Origin of the sequence: Lacticaseibacillus huelsenbergensis (assembly GCF_029726355.1) — a bacterium.
GTDB classification, from domain to species: domain Bacteria; phylum Bacillota; class Bacilli; order Lactobacillales; family Lactobacillaceae; genus Lacticaseibacillus; species Lacticaseibacillus casei.
The window spans coordinates 2,493,914-2,509,582 of the sequence record NZ_CP120687.1; the positions used below are offsets into that span (position 1 = coordinate 2,493,914).

Sequence of the window (15,669 nt, forward strand, 5' to 3'; positions counted from 1 at the left end):
TGTTATATGCTTAGTCTGCCTGTGAACAAAATTCTCTTGAAATTGAGGAAGTATATGCAGCAGGAATACCGATTATAGGTCATGCGAAATCATTATCCTTGGAAAGGAATCGTAATGATACCATTACCCGTAAAAACATAGGGACTATCTAGAGGCCTCTTCTTATTTAAATCTTGGGCAAATTGATCCAAATCAACTGTTACTTTGGAAGCGTCATGTTTCTTCACCGCAGAATCGAGAATTAGTTGTACATCCAAACTATCAAACTTTGAACCGTTACTTTCTGTTGTTATGTCTAGGTCACTAGCAATCATCTGGACAGCTGTATCATCTACTTTCCACCCGACAGTTGGATCGCTTAGCATATGTCCTTTTAAGATCGTTGCTACGTCAATCTTTTTTCCAGTGGGAATAGTTCCGACGACATAACGTTTTTGGGCCACTTCTTTGCCGTTGTGTGTCAATGTCAACAAATATGCGTCACCCTGCTGAACATTGCTGATTGTGTTGTTTATATTAAACAAAGGACGAGAGGTGTCATCATCTCGTTTAATAGTTCCTTTGAATTGCTGAGCATACTTTTCCAGCGCCTCAAATTTACTTTTTAAACTGCTGTCCACGTCACCATAATCACCATAAAAGGCATCCATTGCGGTTTCTATTTGATCATAGCTGTCACCACTTTCGGCAAAAATTCGAATTTGAGGGGCAATTTTTTTAGAGAATTTGTCAATTTGGTCACTAGTTAATCCCAAACTCTTGCCTTTAAGATCAATCATCTTTTTTGCAACTGATTGATCGTTAAGAACTGCGCTAGCATGATCTGATGTTCCCTTTACTTGAATTGCATCGGCTAAGTATTCAGGATGCAGTGACTTTGAGGACGCCTTTGAGGCAGAAGAAGGGGAGTTGCTAGAGCGAGTGGTACTTGCTGCAGTGCTGGAATGGCTAACCGATTGAGTGCTTTTCTGATTTGAACTGCATGCAGACAAAGTTAGCGGGATCGTCATAGAGACTAATAGTGCTAATGTTCGAATAGTTTTCATGTTCTTCTCCATATCACATTTTTTCGATGATTTCTGATGCCACTAGTGCGTAATAATCTCTTTCGGCTTGTTTGCGCTTCTCCTTATCGCCACTTAAGAACTTAATGCCTTTACGTGTTAAGCCTTCAAGAAAATCACTATGGCTAGATCCGGTTCCCGAAAAAACATCAACAATATGATTTTCCCTTCGAGCACCTTTGTCGAAAATTGCACTTTGTCCAGCTTGGTAGGCTGTCACGAAGGCAAAGGCAGCTTGTTTTTCCATTTTAAAGACATAGTAGAAATAATCGTTGGGGTGTTCGGGATGATACATGAGAAGACAAGACTCAGATGAACCAAATAAACCACCAGTTTTAAGTTCATCAGTGGCAAAAGCAACAGGCAATTGGGCAGCTGATGCGTTGGCCGCGAGTGCGTTTTGCACGGATGACAAAGAAAGCCCGCCCTTTGAATCATGAAACTTAAAGCGAACTAATTGTTGTCGTAGTTGATTTTCTTTGATCATTGTAAACATCTCCTCCAAAGATACTGTTATTTGACAGTTAGCTTTTTTTAATGAAGTTCAGTAGCAAAACTCAATAGAACGAAAAATCAGCCAATCATTACCGGTTATCATTCGATAAGTTCTGATGGTCTTTTTCTGCCGCTTGTTGCATTTTATAAATGATTTGCCAACCCGTAACGAAAGCGAAAGTACAACTTAGAAACATAACCAAAAAATTCCAAAGGGTTTTAATAAACATGCCCAAAAGCCCTAAAGCCTCATTAGCATTCTTGCCAGGTTGAAAGGTTTCGGTATGCGACGTGGCGTTTGCAGTGATCTTGGGAATAGGAATACCATGGGAGTCTCGTTTAACATCATCGAAAAAATTTCGTTCCCACTTCACATTCCCAAACATATCTTTATCAACCTCGGCAGTGACCTTCGTTGTCGTTCTTGTTGCATAAGGAAGTTCGTCATCGCGCATGGGGTTAATCGGTCTGCTGTCGTCTGCTAATAGTTTGTCAGTTTTTAGACGAACAAAGGGATAAAACCGACAGTCGGTATACAACACTAACGCGATCAGAAGTGAGAAGATCAAATGCGGGATGGAGACAGATAAAGATTGAACTGAACTGGCAAAAGACATTATAAACATGTCCCGAAAGTCAGAGTATACATTTCCCAAGTCAGTGAGCACCAAGGTAATAGCGATTAGAGCCAGCGCAAGACTCGGGATTGTGATATATTGTCGGAACTTTAATTGGCCAGAAAAATGCCAAATACGTTTCATCTTTTTCATAGTTCACCCCCTTAATTTTGATAAGCGCCACCACAGGAATCGAACCTGTGCAGAAATATTCTGGTACCAACGTGGCTTAGTTGTCGTGGATAACAAGAAGAGGCATGTGCTTTAGCTGCTAGTAAAGCATATAGGTTCCCATTCTCCCTGTGGATACTGCAGTAGAAACTCGGTAGTAACTGCCCGTATCAACGACATATACGGCAGCAACTAATGAATCAAAATTACTGTTAATTATGTTGTCGTAATGTCCACCAACTTTTCCATCATTGTTTTCAGGTAGTTCATCAGTAATATATTGTTGATACATGGCATTAGCAATTTCCTTGATGAGGTTATCAAGATTTCCTACAACTGCGGATTTTTTAATACTTGATTGTGAAATGTTTTCGGTGTTAAAGGTCTGTGAGGGCTCGCCGTTCACCCAACCGGGACTATATTGCTTGCCTGGAACTTGTTTGTCAGGTGAACCATGATTGAAGTCGTACATGACCTCAACAGCTCGTTCGGCCATAGCTAGATTATCTTTTGGCAATGTATTGAGTTTGGTTAAAGTGTGGCCGGTTCGCGTTTGCTCCTTATTTACCATTTCGTTAAATAACTTGGCTACACGCAAAGATAATTCGGAATTAGTATAGGTTTCGGCTTCTTGGATATCGACTTGTGTATCGTCTTTAGTAATTTGATCTGAAATGGCTTTTGTCATCGGATCATCGGTTTTCTTAATGGCAGCAACAATTGGATCAATGACGATACTCTTATTACGCCAAATTAAAACTGTTTTGGTGACGGAATAGATATCACCGTTTGCTGCCGTGTGATCTTGCGTAGAGGTCGTTTTGTCAACCTCAATGTAGTTGGCTGTACTGGTCAATTTTTCGCCGGACATTTCATCAATATTGATGACGGTTGGGGAATTGATATAAAAGTGTTGGATTTTGTGATAGATTTCTGTTGTTGTTACAGTAGTCGTGACATTTCCATCATTATCAGTCGTATTTTCTGAAGATGTATTTCGTGAAATCAAATGATAGCCGTCTGTATTTACAAGTACGTCTCCATTTTCGTCTTTCTTAACAGTAATTTTGACAGTTTTGTGATTTGGGTTGGAATTAGGTTTCTCCCAAAGAATCGTCGTCGTTACGACTGTGGTAGTATCTCCATTCTTAGCCACTTCGTCTCTACTGCTCGTTTTTGTAGCATCCTTAATCCGGTTATAGCCTTCAGTTGAGGTCAGTGTGTGACCATTCTCATCCACGTTAACCGTCACATCCTTGGTAAAGTACTGGATCTTATGATAAACATTGGTCGTTATGTGATGAGTCACAATGGTGCCATCCGGATCGGTCGTTTCTTTGGTTGACGGTTGGATCGTCATGAGATGATAAGCGTCTGAAGGCGTAACCAGGTTGCCCTGCTCGTCTTTATTAACCGTCTCATAAATGTCACGTTGGCCAGGTTGTTGGGTGGCCTTTTTCCAGGTCACGGTCGTGGTGATGACAGTCGTGACATCACCATTTTGAGTAACTTCTTTCTTGGTCGTGGTCTTTTCGTCCCCAGAAGCTTTGGTATAACCATTAGTGGACTGGAGAGTTTGGCCATTTTCGTCGACATTAACCGTTACTTGCTTGGTAAAGTGCTGGATCTGGTGATAGGTTTCGGTCGTCGTATAGGTGGTGATGGTATCGCCATTGGCCAAGGTCTGAACGGTCTTAACCGGGGCGCTGGTCTTGATGAGCTTGTAGCCCGTGGTATCGGACAACTGATGACCTTGTTCGTCCACTTTAACCGTGACCTGCTTGTCGGTATTCACTGGCACGTGATCGTCTTTCGGCATGTTGGCGTTGGTGTGGTCAATCGTGGTTTGCGCTTGCTGACCGGCACTGGTGGTATCGTTTGCCTGAGCGGCCACATTCGCTGTGTTAGCCTTGGTGGTTTGCTCCTTGGCCTGATCCAATTTGGTTTGGACAGCCGCAATGGTCTGCTGCCAAGCTTGGATCTGGTCATTTAAGGTCTTGAGCTGACCATCCAGCGTCGTTAATTGGGCATCATAATTGGCCAGGTCGGCTTTGAGCTGCTTGGCTTGGTCACTATTTTTGGCGGTCGCCTGTTGTGGCAAGGCCGCCAAATTGGTGTTGGCCTGTTGCAACTCGGCATTAGCGCTGGTGACTTGACCATTAAAGCTATCCAACTGATTTTTGGCATTAGCCAAGGCTTGCTGAGCAGCCGTTTCGGCTTGTTTTGCGGTACTCAGTTGTTGACTGGCTTGACTGAGTTGCTGCTCATAGGTTTGCAAACCTTGTTGTGCCTTAGTCAGGGCATTTTTAAGGGTGGCCACTTTGGCCTGGGTTGCCGGATCTTTGGCCGCTTGCGCATCGGCATTAATGGTGTCCAGTTGCGCCTGGAGACTCTGAATCTGGCTGGTTTGGGAGTTAATGCCAGCCGTTGCGGTGTCAACTTGCGTTTGTTTGGAGGCCGTATTGGCCGTTGCGGTATCTGCGGCTTGTTTAGCCGTTGCATACGCTTGTTGGGCAGCTTGCAGCGCTTGCGTGGTACTTTGAACTTTAGCTTTGGCGGTATCGACAGCGGCTTGGGCAGCCGTTCGTTTCGTCTGGAGTTGTGCCAGGGTCTGACCATTTTCCGCATTGAGCAATTCGGTCAACTTGGCTTCGGCTTCTTGCTTCGCCTTTTCCGCCGCTTCCCGTTCTGCTTGTAGTCGTGCCTGCTCTTCTTTAGCTGCTTTGATGGCAGCGTCAATATCGTTCTTGTTTGGGACAGACTTGTCATTACTTGTTCCGGTATTTGAATGATTGTGCCCAGCAATCAACGCAGCATCTGTAACGGTGGTTTTCTCATTGCCGATACTCTGGCCATTTGAGCCAGTTGAGTTTTGCTGAGGTGTGACAATCGCAGGTTTTGCAGGATTCAGATTATAAGTCTGATCATTTCCTGCGGCGTCTTTGGTTGTTACCGTTGCATTTTCCCCAGATCCTTGTAAGTACAACTTTGCGCCTGCATAAATCAAATTAACATTAGCAATGTGATTGATCTCAGCTAAACGATTAACTGAAGTGGTGAATCCTGTATGATTTAAGGCTTCAGAAATTGTTGAGAGAGTGTCACCCCATTGAATGTCGTAAACAGTTTTATTTGAAGCTTTAATTTGAGCTTCAATTTGACTAACTGGCCGCAAAGTCCACACACGTCCAGTCGTTGATGTTGACTTTTGTGTGGTAATTTGCTGATTGCTGCTAGCATTTACCACATTTGTTTGTCCTGCCAACCCAACAGCTACTATCCCCAACCCAATGCTGGTTAACCCCAAAGTAAACCAGCCACGATGCTTGCTATGCACCAGGGAAACACGGTGTGACTGCTTTTCAAGAGCAACCTGCAGTCGACGCCGTTTCCGAGAATTTTTCATCTTTACCCCTCCATAACAGTAATTATTTGAGCGACTTCATTGTACCTTCAATTTACTCTGGAGTCCATAATTTGTTTTATATTGACTTTTTAGCACTGATTTTCTGCTTTGTATTCGTTTAGCGTTGAATTATCAGCGAAAACGAGACTTGTGGTCTGAAGTCAAGGGAGTGATTCAAATTATCTAGACTTGTTTCATTTTTCAGAGGGTATACTTCCCCCAGCCCAGGGATTTAGTAATTTCTCTAGGTGAATCTAAAGCCCTAACTTGACGCTTGGCGCGCTAGACCGCTTTGGCTGGTTTATACAACTCGTGGTTTTTAAGTAATGCATAGATCACGCGTACCAGCTTTCTTGCAGTCATGACACAAGCACGTCGGTGTTGATATTTTGGCACCTCCCGGTATTTCTTGTCGTAAAATCTGGCAAATGTGGGATCATGCGCTCTTACCGAGTTGGCAGCTTCAATTAGGTAATAGCGTAAGTACTGATCGCCGTTATGCGTGCGCGGCGTTAGTTGCCGCTCACCGTTTCCGGATTGACTTCTGCGCCAAACCAGTCCGGCATAGCTTGCCAAACTAGCTTCACTCGGAAACCGTTCAATCTGACCAATTTCAGCCAGTAGTCCAGCCGAGTAGACTGGGCCAACGCCTGGAATACTTTGCGTTGACTGTGAGCCATCAATGACGGCACACAGGTCGGTGATGCTCTTGTCTAGGGCTTTTAGTTGCTTTTGTAACATCCGGATCTGGTTGATGTAAATCGCCATGACCTGGTCAACAGAATCGGCAACCGTCTTGCTCAAGCGATAAGAGCTACGGATGGCTTTTTGTAAGGCCTTAGCGATCGCCTCTGGGTCACCAAAGCGACCGTGGGACAATTGGTTAAGATCTTGAGTAAGCGTCTGTAAGGGCATCTGAGCGATTTCGTCCAGTGTGTACTTTTCACCGCTAAGCACCGTCATCATCGTGTTTCCGAACACAGAAGTCGGTAGCTCAGCTTCCAGTGTGTTCAATCGGAAGTACAGATTGTTGAGGAAGTGGTTTTTGCCATCTGTAATTTGTTTGACGACGTGATACCGTTCGCGGGTGAGCCGCTGTAAGGCAATGTGTTTCTCGTCGCGGGTCACTGGCACTTGATACCGGCCAATGCGCAGAAAGTCTGCGATGTGGAAGGCATCAATGGTATCAGTCTTGTCGTCATCGAACAATTGGCTGTAACGATGAGTCATCTTGGGGTTCAACGTGACGACAGTGGCATCCAACGCACTGAGCGCTGAGCTTTGTTCAAAGTAAAGTGTGGGGTGGATGTTGTACACCGAGGTGGCTTCCATGCCAATCACGATCTTTAGTGAATCATCTTGGCGTTTAGCCCATTCCAGGATTAATTTCTCAATTTGGCCGGCCCCGTCAGGGGTATTCGTGGTCTTGTCCTGGAAAATAACCTTCTTGGCAGAATCCAAGCCACAGTAATCAAGCTTTGCTTTTGAAACATCAATACCAACATTCAAGTTCATCGAATTGGACCTCCTTTCTGTTCTGATTTATGGATAGGCTTGGGCGCTGCGCGATATTCCCTAATTATGAACCTACAGTACTTCCTCGCAGTATGAGCAGTCTGTCTGAGGATCAGTAGCTGCTCGGTGAAACGCGAGTCACCGAACTGATCTCCAGCCCCCGCAGCTTGTGGTTTGTGCTTGTTCGATTCATCTGGGCGGCAGTCTCGGGGTGAAGTCTAGCAATAGCTAGCAACAGGAGGGAAAAGCCTATACCAGTTGGACCCAAATCCAATGAACAACTAGAGAATATCACGCAACATCCAAGTACGGAGCTATCCAAGAACTTGGTTGTAATTTAAATATACGAGGAGGGATGTCAGTGTCATTACCAGAACAAGTTGCTCAAAGAATTCGTGATCTGCGCATGAGCAAGCATATTTCTCAAGAGCAGCTTGCAAATATGGCAGGGATGGACGCATCAATGCTGGCAAGAATAGAGAATGGGCGGCGGCCTAATATTAAACTGGCAACATTGGAAAGGATTGTTAAAGCTTTGGGGGTCAATTACCACGAGTTCTTTACAATAGAAGATGATGAAAATCCGCAGATGCATTTAGCTGCCTCAGTGGTTCTTCTCAATAATCCAAAACTTGTTCAATCACTTCAAAATATTGTTGATTTAGCATTGGACGATTTCCGTGACGCCGAAGATAAGCAATAATTAATGGGAAACATCTAGAAAAGGGTGATCCAAAAAAGCTGTCCAAATCCTTTAGGGCTTGGGCAGCTTTTTAGATATGCAGGTTTGGGAAATGTTTTACTGTAAAGCAAAAGTGGATGTTGGTGGATTGGGACCCAATGCTCTTCATGGAAAGCATAGGTTAGAATGACGTACATATCATTTGTCCCTTAAGTTCAGTTATAGTTAAACTGCGTTAAAGACACAGCCATCAAGAGGAATAGTTGAGTGAAGGATGGTTTATTATTTGTACAAACAGATTTGAACGAAGTAGGGTACCCATATTTTTGAGGGGGTGATTTTCCGTCAGACGGCGTGCCCGTACCTTTCCTAATGAAATATGGTGTAGCTGACCGACATTACATTAATATCAAAAAAACACGCCCAAGATGGACGTGTTCGGCAATTGTTTGACCAGCTAAACTGAGTGCACGCAACCGCACGCGATAAATCGCTGTGAACGCCGGTGTAGAGGCATTCGTGGTCAAAAGTATTAAAGTTTCTGGTTATAGTATTCAACAACCAGTGATTCGTCAACTTCTGGTTCGAGTTCGCCACGTTCTGGTAAGCGAACGAGGGAGCCTTCCTTCTTGTTGTCGTCAAAGGTGACGTAGGCCGGACGGGAAACGGTGTTCTCGATGGCGTCATTGACGATGGCGAGGTTTTGTGAGCGTTCGCGAAGACCGATCACTTGACCAGGCTGTACTTCGTAGGAAGGAATATCAACGCGCTTGCCATCAACGGTGATGTGACCGTGGTTAACAAGTTGGCGTGCTTGCGGACGGCTGGAAGCCAGACCTAAGCGGAAAACCATGTTGTCCAAGCGGGTTTCGAGCAGGATCATGAAGTTATCACCATGGGTACCTTCTTTGATCTTGCCGGCGCGCAGGAACAGGTTCTGGAATTGACGTTCGTTTAAGCCGTACATCCAACGTAGCTTTTGCTTTTCACGCAATTGCTGACCGTATTCGGAGATCTTCCGACGGTTGTTGGCACCATGATCACCAGGTGCATAAGGACGACGAGCTAATTCTTTACCAGTGCCGGAAAGGGACAAGCCGAGACGACGGCTTTGCTTCCAGCGAGGACCAGTATAACGAGACATATAGATATTCCTCCAAGTTTTTATTTGGAGTAAAATAACGAATTGCGGCTTTAGCACACGGGCAGTCCTGCAAAGGTTCACCTTTGCAGCCGCGGTTACTACTGTCACCGGCTTAACGCCGAGGCAGGACTGGAGCCGACCATGCCGGCCGCTGCTGCATTATTTTACACGCGAGCTAGTATACCGTGTTTAACGCGGCAGTGTCAAGATGTGCGGCCAGTGTCTGCCCGAATTGCGTCAGGATCTTTTCGTCTTCTTCGCTAAACCGATCGAATTTTGGCGAATCGATGTCCATGATGGCAACTGTTTTACCGTCAACGTTGATAGGAACCACGATTTCGGCATTGCTGGCGGAATCGCAAGCAATGTGGCCGGCAAATTCGTGAACGTTCGCAACGCGGATGACGGATTGTTGCTGGAAGCTGGTGCCGACAACGCCTTTGCCTGGCTGAATGTGCATGCAGGCAACTTTACCTTGGAATGGCCCGAGGTCGAGCTGCCCGGTTTTGGTATTAAAAAGGTAGAAACCGGCCCAGTTGAGGTCGGTCATACTATCGTTTAGCAACGCGCTGGCATTGGCGAGTGCGGTAATAGGGTTGGTTTCGCCTGTGAGTAAGCCATCGAGTTGGTCGATAATGATGGGATCGAGAGTCGTCATTTGATCAGTCCTTTTAGGAATTTATGAAAAGCGGCATATAGGCCTTTTAACTGAAGGCTTTTTTTGCGATACTTGTAGCTAGGATATTCTCGTGTTTTGACACTTAACGGCATTTTAGCTGTGAAGCGGGCGAAATGCAATCAGAAAAGATAATCGGTAAAGCAGAGGGTGTAGGGATGATCTGGTTCTTTATTATCGTCGTGATTATAATTGTGGCCGCTGGCGGTGTCTGGTGGCTTCAGCATTATTTTCAGACTCGCATCAAGAACTTAGACGAAAAGGTCGAGGCGATTGATATTGGTGCGCTTTCGAGTCAAGTCCGCAGCATTGAGCAACTGAAGCTGACCGGCGACAGCCTTGCGACGTTTGGCAAATGGGAGCGGGCGTTTGATCAATTAAACGATCATGACTTGGCAGATCTCCAGAAAATTTTGCTTGATTTGGAAGATCAGGTCAGACGATTCCGGTTTGATCACGCCTCTAAGATTGCAAAAGTGTTGGAAGCCAAAATCGAAACGGCCCGCCACCAATATGAGCTGATTAGCGATGCCTTGCAGGATATTCGGCATGATGAAGCAGATAATCGGAGCAAAATGTTGCGACTGCGGGATGATTATCAGGTTTCCCGCAAGACCATCCTTGCCAAAAGTTTTGTTTTCGGCGATGCCCAGCCGGCGTTGGAACAACGGCTGCAACAACTTGCCCAGTTATTCCAAAAAATCGACCAGATCAACAACGATGGCGATCACCAAACAGCCAAGGCAGAGATTAAGCAGTTGGCTGAACAAATGGACGAGTTAAAAAAGCAGGTCAAAGAATTGCCACCGCTGGTCAATGAACAGGTCAATGAGTTCCCTGGTCAGATTAATGAAATCCAACACGGTTATCGGCAATTAACCACCGCCCATTATGTTTTCACGGATGATATCCCAGGCATGGTGGCGGACGTCGAAGCAAAAATGAAAGACGCGAACGCCACATTGAAGTCGATTGACGTAGCTGCAACTGCTGCGGCTAATGCCGAAATCGAAGCCGAGATCGACAAGATGTATGCGATTATGGAAAAGGAAATGCAAGCCAAGAAGCGGGTTGACGCGGCTACCCCTGACTTGCGGCGTTTCATTGACCATGCGTTGCGTCAGAATCGCGAGCTACAAACCGAGCTGGAGCATCTGGATCAAAGTTATACCCTGAATCATCATGAAATCAAAACGGCTAAAAATCTAAAAATGCAACTCGACACGATTGATGCCAATTATACGAAAGACACTGATGCCATCGAGGCCGGCAAAGCGGTTTATTCTGATGTGATTGGCAGGTTTGATGCGACTAAAGAACAATTAACCGAAATTGAAAAGCACCAGGTTCAAATTAATCAAGATGTGGCCGGTTTGAAGAAAGGCGAGATTGTTGCCAATAAGCAGGCAGAAAACTTTGAGCTTGATATGCGCAATATCAAACATGAAATTGTTCGCCACCACTTGCCGGGACTGCCGCAGGATTATGTAGATCAGGTGAAGCATGTCACCTCGGAAATCGAACAGCTGAATCACGATTTGAATCAAGTTAAAATCGATATGGATGCGATTGCGAAGTTCTTGATTAAAATTGCCAACGATATTGAGGATTTGAAGAAGGCAACCAGTGCGTTGATAGATGCTGCCGGTCTGACTGAAGAATTGATGCAGTATGCTAACCGCTACAAGACAACGGTTAAGCCGGTGGCCGATGCCGTGAAGCATGCCACGGAACTTTATTTGCATTTTGATTATCAGCAGGCTGCGGATACACTTGCCACGGCGCTGGAACAGACCGAGCAGGGGAGTTATCAGAAGGTTGAAGATGCTTATCTTGCGCGGAAGAAAGCTTCATTATATTAGGAGTTATTGAGAAGCCAGTCTGATTGGGCTGGCTTTTGTTTTGGCGTGAGGGGGTTGGGACTGTTGGCTCTCACAGTCGCAGAAATCTTCACATAAGGGCTTCAAGCCTAAATAGATTGCAGCTTTCTGGCGCAAAAACGCGCTCACCAGCCCAGAAACCTGCGTGTAAGGACCTTGGACGCAATGGCCAAACCCGGGCCATCACGCCCAAGGCCACTTACACTCCGGTTTCTAACCGGGCTGGTTCGCGCTCTTGAAACTTACTAACTTTTTGTCTATAATTCAACCCAGTCTAAATAACGGAAGGGGCCGGCTGATGATTTATTTTGATAATAGTGCGACGACTAAGATTTCGCCTGATGCTTTGGCGACTTACAATAAGGTCAGCACGGATTTTTTTGGTAATCCGAGTAGTTTGCATGCGCTGGGGACGAAGGCTGATGAGGTTTTGCAGAGTTCACGGGCGCAGATTGCCAAGTTGATTGGGGCTAAGCCGGATGAAATTTATTTTACCAGCGGCGGCACGGAAGGCGATAACTGGGTGATTAAGGGAACGGCCATGGCGAAGCGTGAGTTTGGCCGGCACTTGATTACGACCAGTATCGAGCACCCAGCTGTGATGAATAGCATGAAACAACTTGAAAAGTTGGGCTTTGAAGTTACGTATCTGCCGGTTGATCACCGCGGTTTTATTCATATCGATGATTTGAAGGCCGCGATTCGGAAGGATACGATTCTGGTTTCAATCATGGCTGTGAACAATGAGATTGGCAGTATGCAGCCGATTGTTCAGGCCGCACGGGTTTTGGATGCTTATCCCAATATTCATTTCCACGTTGATGCGGTTCAGGCGGTTGGTAAGGGCTTGGATAGCGCATTGCAGGATCCTCGGATTGATTTTCTCAGTTTTTCCGGGCACAAATTCCATGCGCCGCGCGGTACCGGGTTTATCTATGCCAAGGAAGGCCGCATGATCGATCCATTGCTGACCGGTGGTGGCCAGGAGCGTGATTGGCGTTCAGGAACCGAAAATGTCCCGGCAATTGCGGCGATGGCGAAGTCGTTGCGGTTGTTGTTAGCAAACGAAGACGACAATGTTGCCCAGCAGCAGGCGGTTCGCAAGCGTATTTACGATCATGTCAGCCAAAAGCCTAAAGTGACGATGTTTAGTCAGTTAACGCCGGATTTTGCCCCGCATGTTCTGTGTTTTGCTATTGCCGGGGTGCGCGGCGAAACGATTGTCCATGCGTTTGAAGATCATGCGATTTATATCTCGACAACGAGCGCCTGCTCAAGCAAAAAAGGCACGGAAAGCAGTACGCTGGCAGCGATGCATACTGATCCGAAAATTGCGACATCGGCGATTCGGGTTAGCCTTGATGAAGCCAATACGTTAGCTGAGGCTGATGCGTTTAATGACGCATTTGACCAGATTTATGCGAAGTTTGCCAAGCTCGATAAGGCGACTGTTTAACTGAAAGGATTTTGAGATGCAATATTCAGAAATTATGGTTCGTTACGGCGAACTCTCGACCAAGGGCAAGAATCGCCAGGCCTTCATCGGGCGCTTGAATGGGAACGTGACGCGTGCGTTGCATGAGTTCCCTAAGCTGACGATTCGGCCAAAACGGGACCGGATGCATATCGAGTTGAATGGCGAACCCAGTGATCAGGTGATGGCACGGCTGTCACAGGTCTTTGGCATTCAGAATTTTTCCCCGAGTATTGCCGTTGAAAAAGATATGGCCAAAGTGCATGAAGTTGCCTTGCAGTTGATGAACGAAACGGCACCTAAAGGCATTAGCTATAAGGTGAATACGCGGCGTAGTGACCATGACTTTGCCTTGGACACGAATGCGATGAATCTGGACCTCGGTGACTTTTTGACGGATAAACGGCCGGATCTAGTGGTTAAAATGCATCATCCTGATATGATTTTGCGTGTAGAAGTTCGGCGTGAGGCTATTTATCTGTCAACCAAGACCATTCAGGGTGCAGGTGGCTTGCCAGTCGGGACGGCTGGTCGTGCTGCGTTGATGCTTAGCGGCGGCATTGATTCGCCGGTGGCAGGTTATTATGCGTTGAAGCGCGGTGTGGACATTGAAATGGTGCACTTTTTCAGTCCGCCTTATACCAGCCAACAGGCGTTAAATAAGGCCAAGCAGCTGACGGCTAAATTGACCCCGTATGTCGGGCGGATTTACTTTATTGAAGTACCGTTCACCGAAATCCAGGAAGACGTCAAAGCAAAAGTTCCGGAAGGCTATTTGATGACGGTTCAACGTCGGATGATGTTGCGCCTCACCGAAGCAATTGCCAAGCAGCGGGGCGACCTGGCCATTTTCAACGGTGAATCGGTCGGGCAGGTAGCGTCACAAACTTTGGAGTCCATGGCGGCAATTAACGATGTGACGACCATGCCGATTATTCGACCGGTCGCGACGATGGACAAGAATGAAATCATTGCCGAAGCGGAAAAAATCGACACGTATGACTTGTCGATCATGCCGTTTGAGGATTGTTGCACGATTTTTGCGCCGCCATCCCCGAAGACCAAACCCAAGACCGATCGCGCGCGCTATTATGAAAGCAAACTGGATGTTGACGGGCTGATGACGCGTGCATTAGCCGGAATCAAGGTTCAGGAGATCAAGTCCTCGGATCAGTTTATGAATCAGGATCAGGACGTTATTGCAGAGTTGCTTTAAAGCTTGATGGCACCGGACGCAGATGGTAATGATTTTGTTGCCTCTGCCGCCCGGTGTTATTTTGTTGTCTAAAAGAAAAAGTTCACAAAAAATCTCATCATTTTAGCCGCGGCTTCGCGAAACCCTTTTCGGATGCTTATAGACGACGATCTTCCGCAACGTTGGTAACTGGGTCAACATGAAGCGCAATCTGCTATTCGCCAATTTTTTGCCATGAAAAAGGTGGCTAAAATCGCTTACATCTGTTAAACTAAATATGTGAAATGCTTAACAAATAGGTGCGGAGGTGTTCATCTTGGTCGTCAATAAACAAGCATTGTCGCAAGCAACGATTAAACGCATTCCGGTTTACTATCGAACGGTCAAAGCTTTACAACAATCGGGTGTCAAACGGGTGCGCTCGGATCGGTTAAGCAAGATGGTGCATATTGCCCCCGCGACTATTCGCCGCGATTTTTCTAATTTTGGCGACCTAGGCCGCAGCGGGTATGGCTATTCAGTTGATTTGCTTGCGGAAGTTTTTGGCGAGCTATTAGAGGTTCACTCCGAAGAGCAGATGCTGTTGGTAGGCTGTGGGAATCTGGGGCGGGCGTTGCTGACCAATAATTTTCGACGTAATCCCGACTTATCCATTGTGATGGGCTTTGACACGGATCCCAGCTTGATCGGGACGACAATTGCCGGTATTCCGATTTATAACTTGGCGACCTTATCCGAAAAAGTCCGTCCAGGCATGCACACCGCGATTGTCTGCGTGCCGAGTTCTGCGCAGGCAGCAGTGATTAGCCAACTTGAAGCTAATGGCATAACGGCGATTTTGACCTTTGCACCTAAGCCGGTTCCCGCCCAACCCGAAACAACAATTCGTTATATTGATTTGACCAGTGAATTACAAGCGTTACTGTTTGTTGACCATCAAAATAAGTTAACACAAGAGCAAAAAGCACCTTTGAAGCAATCATGACAGCGTTGACCCTGCCATGTCCGCGGGTTATAATGCAGCTAATGCAATGATCAAGAGGGTCATGATCTTTTTTCCCAGCGACGAGATGGTTGGTGTGAATCTCGAAAAGGGGTCGTGATTGTAGCTTGTGAGCTGCCGTCCTGAAGTGAGTAGGGAATGGCCGGTGACAGCCGTTATCCTGAATTAAGTGGGGAAGTTATTCCCAATTTAGGTGGTACCGCGAGTGAAATCGTCCTAATTTTTATATAAATTAGGGCTTTTTTTGTGTGAGCGCGAGCCGGTGCGGTTAGGAGTCGGAGTGTAAGCGGCCTTGGGCGTGATGGCGTTTTTTGCCATTGCGACCAAGGTCCTTACACGCAGACTCC

General features: G+C 46.2%; 12 protein-coding genes and 1 other annotated feature. Of the genes, 5 read left to right on the plus strand and 7 right to left on the minus strand.

Features of this window, described 5'->3' with window-relative positions; genetic code table 11:
- Nucleotides 1–92 precede the first annotated feature (92 nt).
- The 5 genes from LHUE1_RS11555 to LHUE1_RS11575 all read right to left on the minus strand — a co-directional run bounded on the left by LHUE1_RS11555 (nt 93) and on the right by LHUE1_RS11575 (nt 7,268).
- Nucleotides 93–1,046 carry a hypothetical protein gene (locus LHUE1_RS11555; RefSeq protein ID WP_049169440.1) on the minus strand — a complete coding sequence of 318 codons (954 nt, stop codon included), beginning with the start codon at nt 1,044–1,046 and terminating at the stop codon, nt 93–95.
- 13 nt (nt 1,047–1,059) lie between these two features.
- A complete protein-coding gene (locus tag LHUE1_RS11560) occupies nt 1,060–1,551 on the minus strand; it encodes a hypothetical protein (protein WP_049169439.1) in 492 nt (163 codons plus the stop codon).
- 97 nt (nt 1,552–1,648) lie between these two features.
- The gene (locus LHUE1_RS11565) at nt 1,649–2,329 is read right to left on the minus strand and encodes a hypothetical protein (RefSeq protein ID WP_049169438.1); all 681 of its coding nucleotides are present in this window, start codon (nt 2,327–2,329) and stop codon (nt 1,649–1,651) included.
- A 118-nt stretch (nt 2,330–2,447) separates the two neighbouring features.
- Nucleotides 2,448–5,753 (minus strand): LysM peptidoglycan-binding domain-containing protein, encoded by a 3,306-nt coding sequence (locus LHUE1_RS11570; protein WP_049169437.1) that lies wholly within the window; start codon nt 5,751–5,753, stop codon nt 2,448–2,450.
- A 282-nt stretch (nt 5,754–6,035) separates the two neighbouring features.
- Nucleotides 6,036–7,268: an IS110 family RNA-guided transposase gene (locus LHUE1_RS11575; RefSeq protein ID WP_039639065.1), complete on the minus strand. Its 1,233-nt coding sequence runs from the start codon at nt 7,266–7,268 to the stop codon at nt 6,036–6,038.
- A gap of 361 nt (nt 7,269–7,629) precedes the next feature.
- On the opposite strand from LHUE1_RS11575, the gene LHUE1_RS11580 reads away from it, so the two are divergent.
- Entirely contained in the window at nt 7,630–7,971 is a 342-nt protein-coding gene (locus LHUE1_RS11580) for a helix-turn-helix domain-containing protein (RefSeq protein WP_049169436.1), read from the plus strand.
- 511 nt (nt 7,972–8,482) lie between these two features.
- On the opposite strand, the gene rpsD is transcribed toward LHUE1_RS11580, so the two are convergent.
- Nucleotides 8,483–9,094, minus strand: coding sequence for a 30S ribosomal protein S4 (gene rpsD / locus LHUE1_RS11585; protein ID WP_010488729.1), 612 nt, complete (start codon nt 9,092–9,094; stop codon nt 8,483–8,485).
- Between the two features lie 175 nt (nt 9,095–9,269).
- Nucleotides 9,270–9,752: a GAF domain-containing protein gene (locus tag LHUE1_RS11590; protein WP_025013882.1), complete on the minus strand. Its 483-nt coding sequence runs from the start codon at nt 9,750–9,752 to the stop codon at nt 9,270–9,272.
- Between the two features lie 176 nt (nt 9,753–9,928).
- Here LHUE1_RS11590 and ezrA point away from each other — a divergent pair, with 176 nt between their 5' ends.
- The 4 genes from ezrA to LHUE1_RS11610 all read left to right on the plus strand — a co-directional run bounded on the left by ezrA (nt 9,929) and on the right by LHUE1_RS11610 (nt 15,304).
- The gene (ezrA, locus tag LHUE1_RS11595; protein ID WP_049169435.1) at nt 9,929–11,632 is read left to right on the plus strand and encodes a septation ring formation regulator EzrA; all 1,704 of its coding nucleotides are present in this window, start codon (nt 9,929–9,931) and stop codon (nt 11,630–11,632) included.
- A 316-nt stretch (nt 11,633–11,948) separates the two neighbouring features.
- On the plus strand, nt 11,949–13,106 hold the full coding sequence (locus tag LHUE1_RS11600; RefSeq protein WP_047106020.1) for a cysteine desulfurase family protein: 1,158 nt from the start codon (nt 11,949–11,951) through the stop codon (nt 13,104–13,106).
- A 16-nt stretch (nt 13,107–13,122) separates the two neighbouring features.
- The gene (thiI, locus tag LHUE1_RS11605) at nt 13,123–14,340 is read left to right on the plus strand and encodes a tRNA uracil 4-sulfurtransferase ThiI (protein WP_049169433.1); all 1,218 of its coding nucleotides are present in this window, start codon (nt 13,123–13,125) and stop codon (nt 14,338–14,340) included.
- A 295-nt stretch (nt 14,341–14,635) separates the two neighbouring features.
- Entirely contained in the window at nt 14,636–15,304 is a 669-nt protein-coding gene (locus LHUE1_RS11610; RefSeq protein ID WP_049169432.1) for a redox-sensing transcriptional repressor Rex, read from the plus strand.
- Between the two features lie 37 nt (nt 15,305–15,341).
- Nucleotides 15,342–15,544: a binding site (T-box leader), on the plus strand.
- Nucleotides 15,545–15,669 lie beyond the last annotated feature (125 nt).

What these genes read in the sequence shown, in the direction of transcription:
- thiI (WP_049169433.1), top strand. Translation starts at nt 13,123, where the DNA reads ATGCAATATTCAGAAATTATGGTTCGTTACGGCGAACTCTCGACCAAG.
- LHUE1_RS11575 (WP_039639065.1), bottom strand. Translation starts at nt 7,268, where the DNA reads ATGAACTTGAATGTTGGTATTGATGTTTCAAAAGCAAAGCTTGATTAC.
- LHUE1_RS11590 (WP_025013882.1), bottom strand. Translation starts at nt 9,752, where the DNA reads ATGACGACTCTCGATCCCATCATTATCGACCAACTCGATGGCTTACTC.
- LHUE1_RS11565 (WP_049169438.1), bottom strand. Translation starts at nt 2,329, where the DNA reads ATGAAAAAGATGAAACGTATTTGGCATTTTTCTGGCCAATTAAAGTTC.
- LHUE1_RS11600 (WP_047106020.1), top strand. Translation starts at nt 11,949, where the DNA reads ATGATTTATTTTGATAATAGTGCGACGACTAAGATTTCGCCTGATGCT.
- ezrA (WP_049169435.1), top strand. Translation starts at nt 9,929, where the DNA reads ATGATCTGGTTCTTTATTATCGTCGTGATTATAATTGTGGCCGCTGGC.
- LHUE1_RS11560 (WP_049169439.1), bottom strand. Translation starts at nt 1,551, where the DNA reads ATGATCAAAGAAAATCAACTACGACAACAATTAGTTCGCTTTAAGTTT.
- LHUE1_RS11555 (WP_049169440.1), bottom strand. Translation starts at nt 1,046, where the DNA reads ATGAAAACTATTCGAACATTAGCACTATTAGTCTCTATGACGATCCCG.
- rpsD (WP_010488729.1), bottom strand. Translation starts at nt 9,094, where the DNA reads ATGTCTCGTTATACTGGTCCTCGCTGGAAGCAAAGCCGTCGTCTCGGC.
- LHUE1_RS11570 (WP_049169437.1), bottom strand. Translation starts at nt 5,753, where the DNA reads ATGAAAAATTCTCGGAAACGGCGTCGACTGCAGGTTGCTCTTGAAAAG.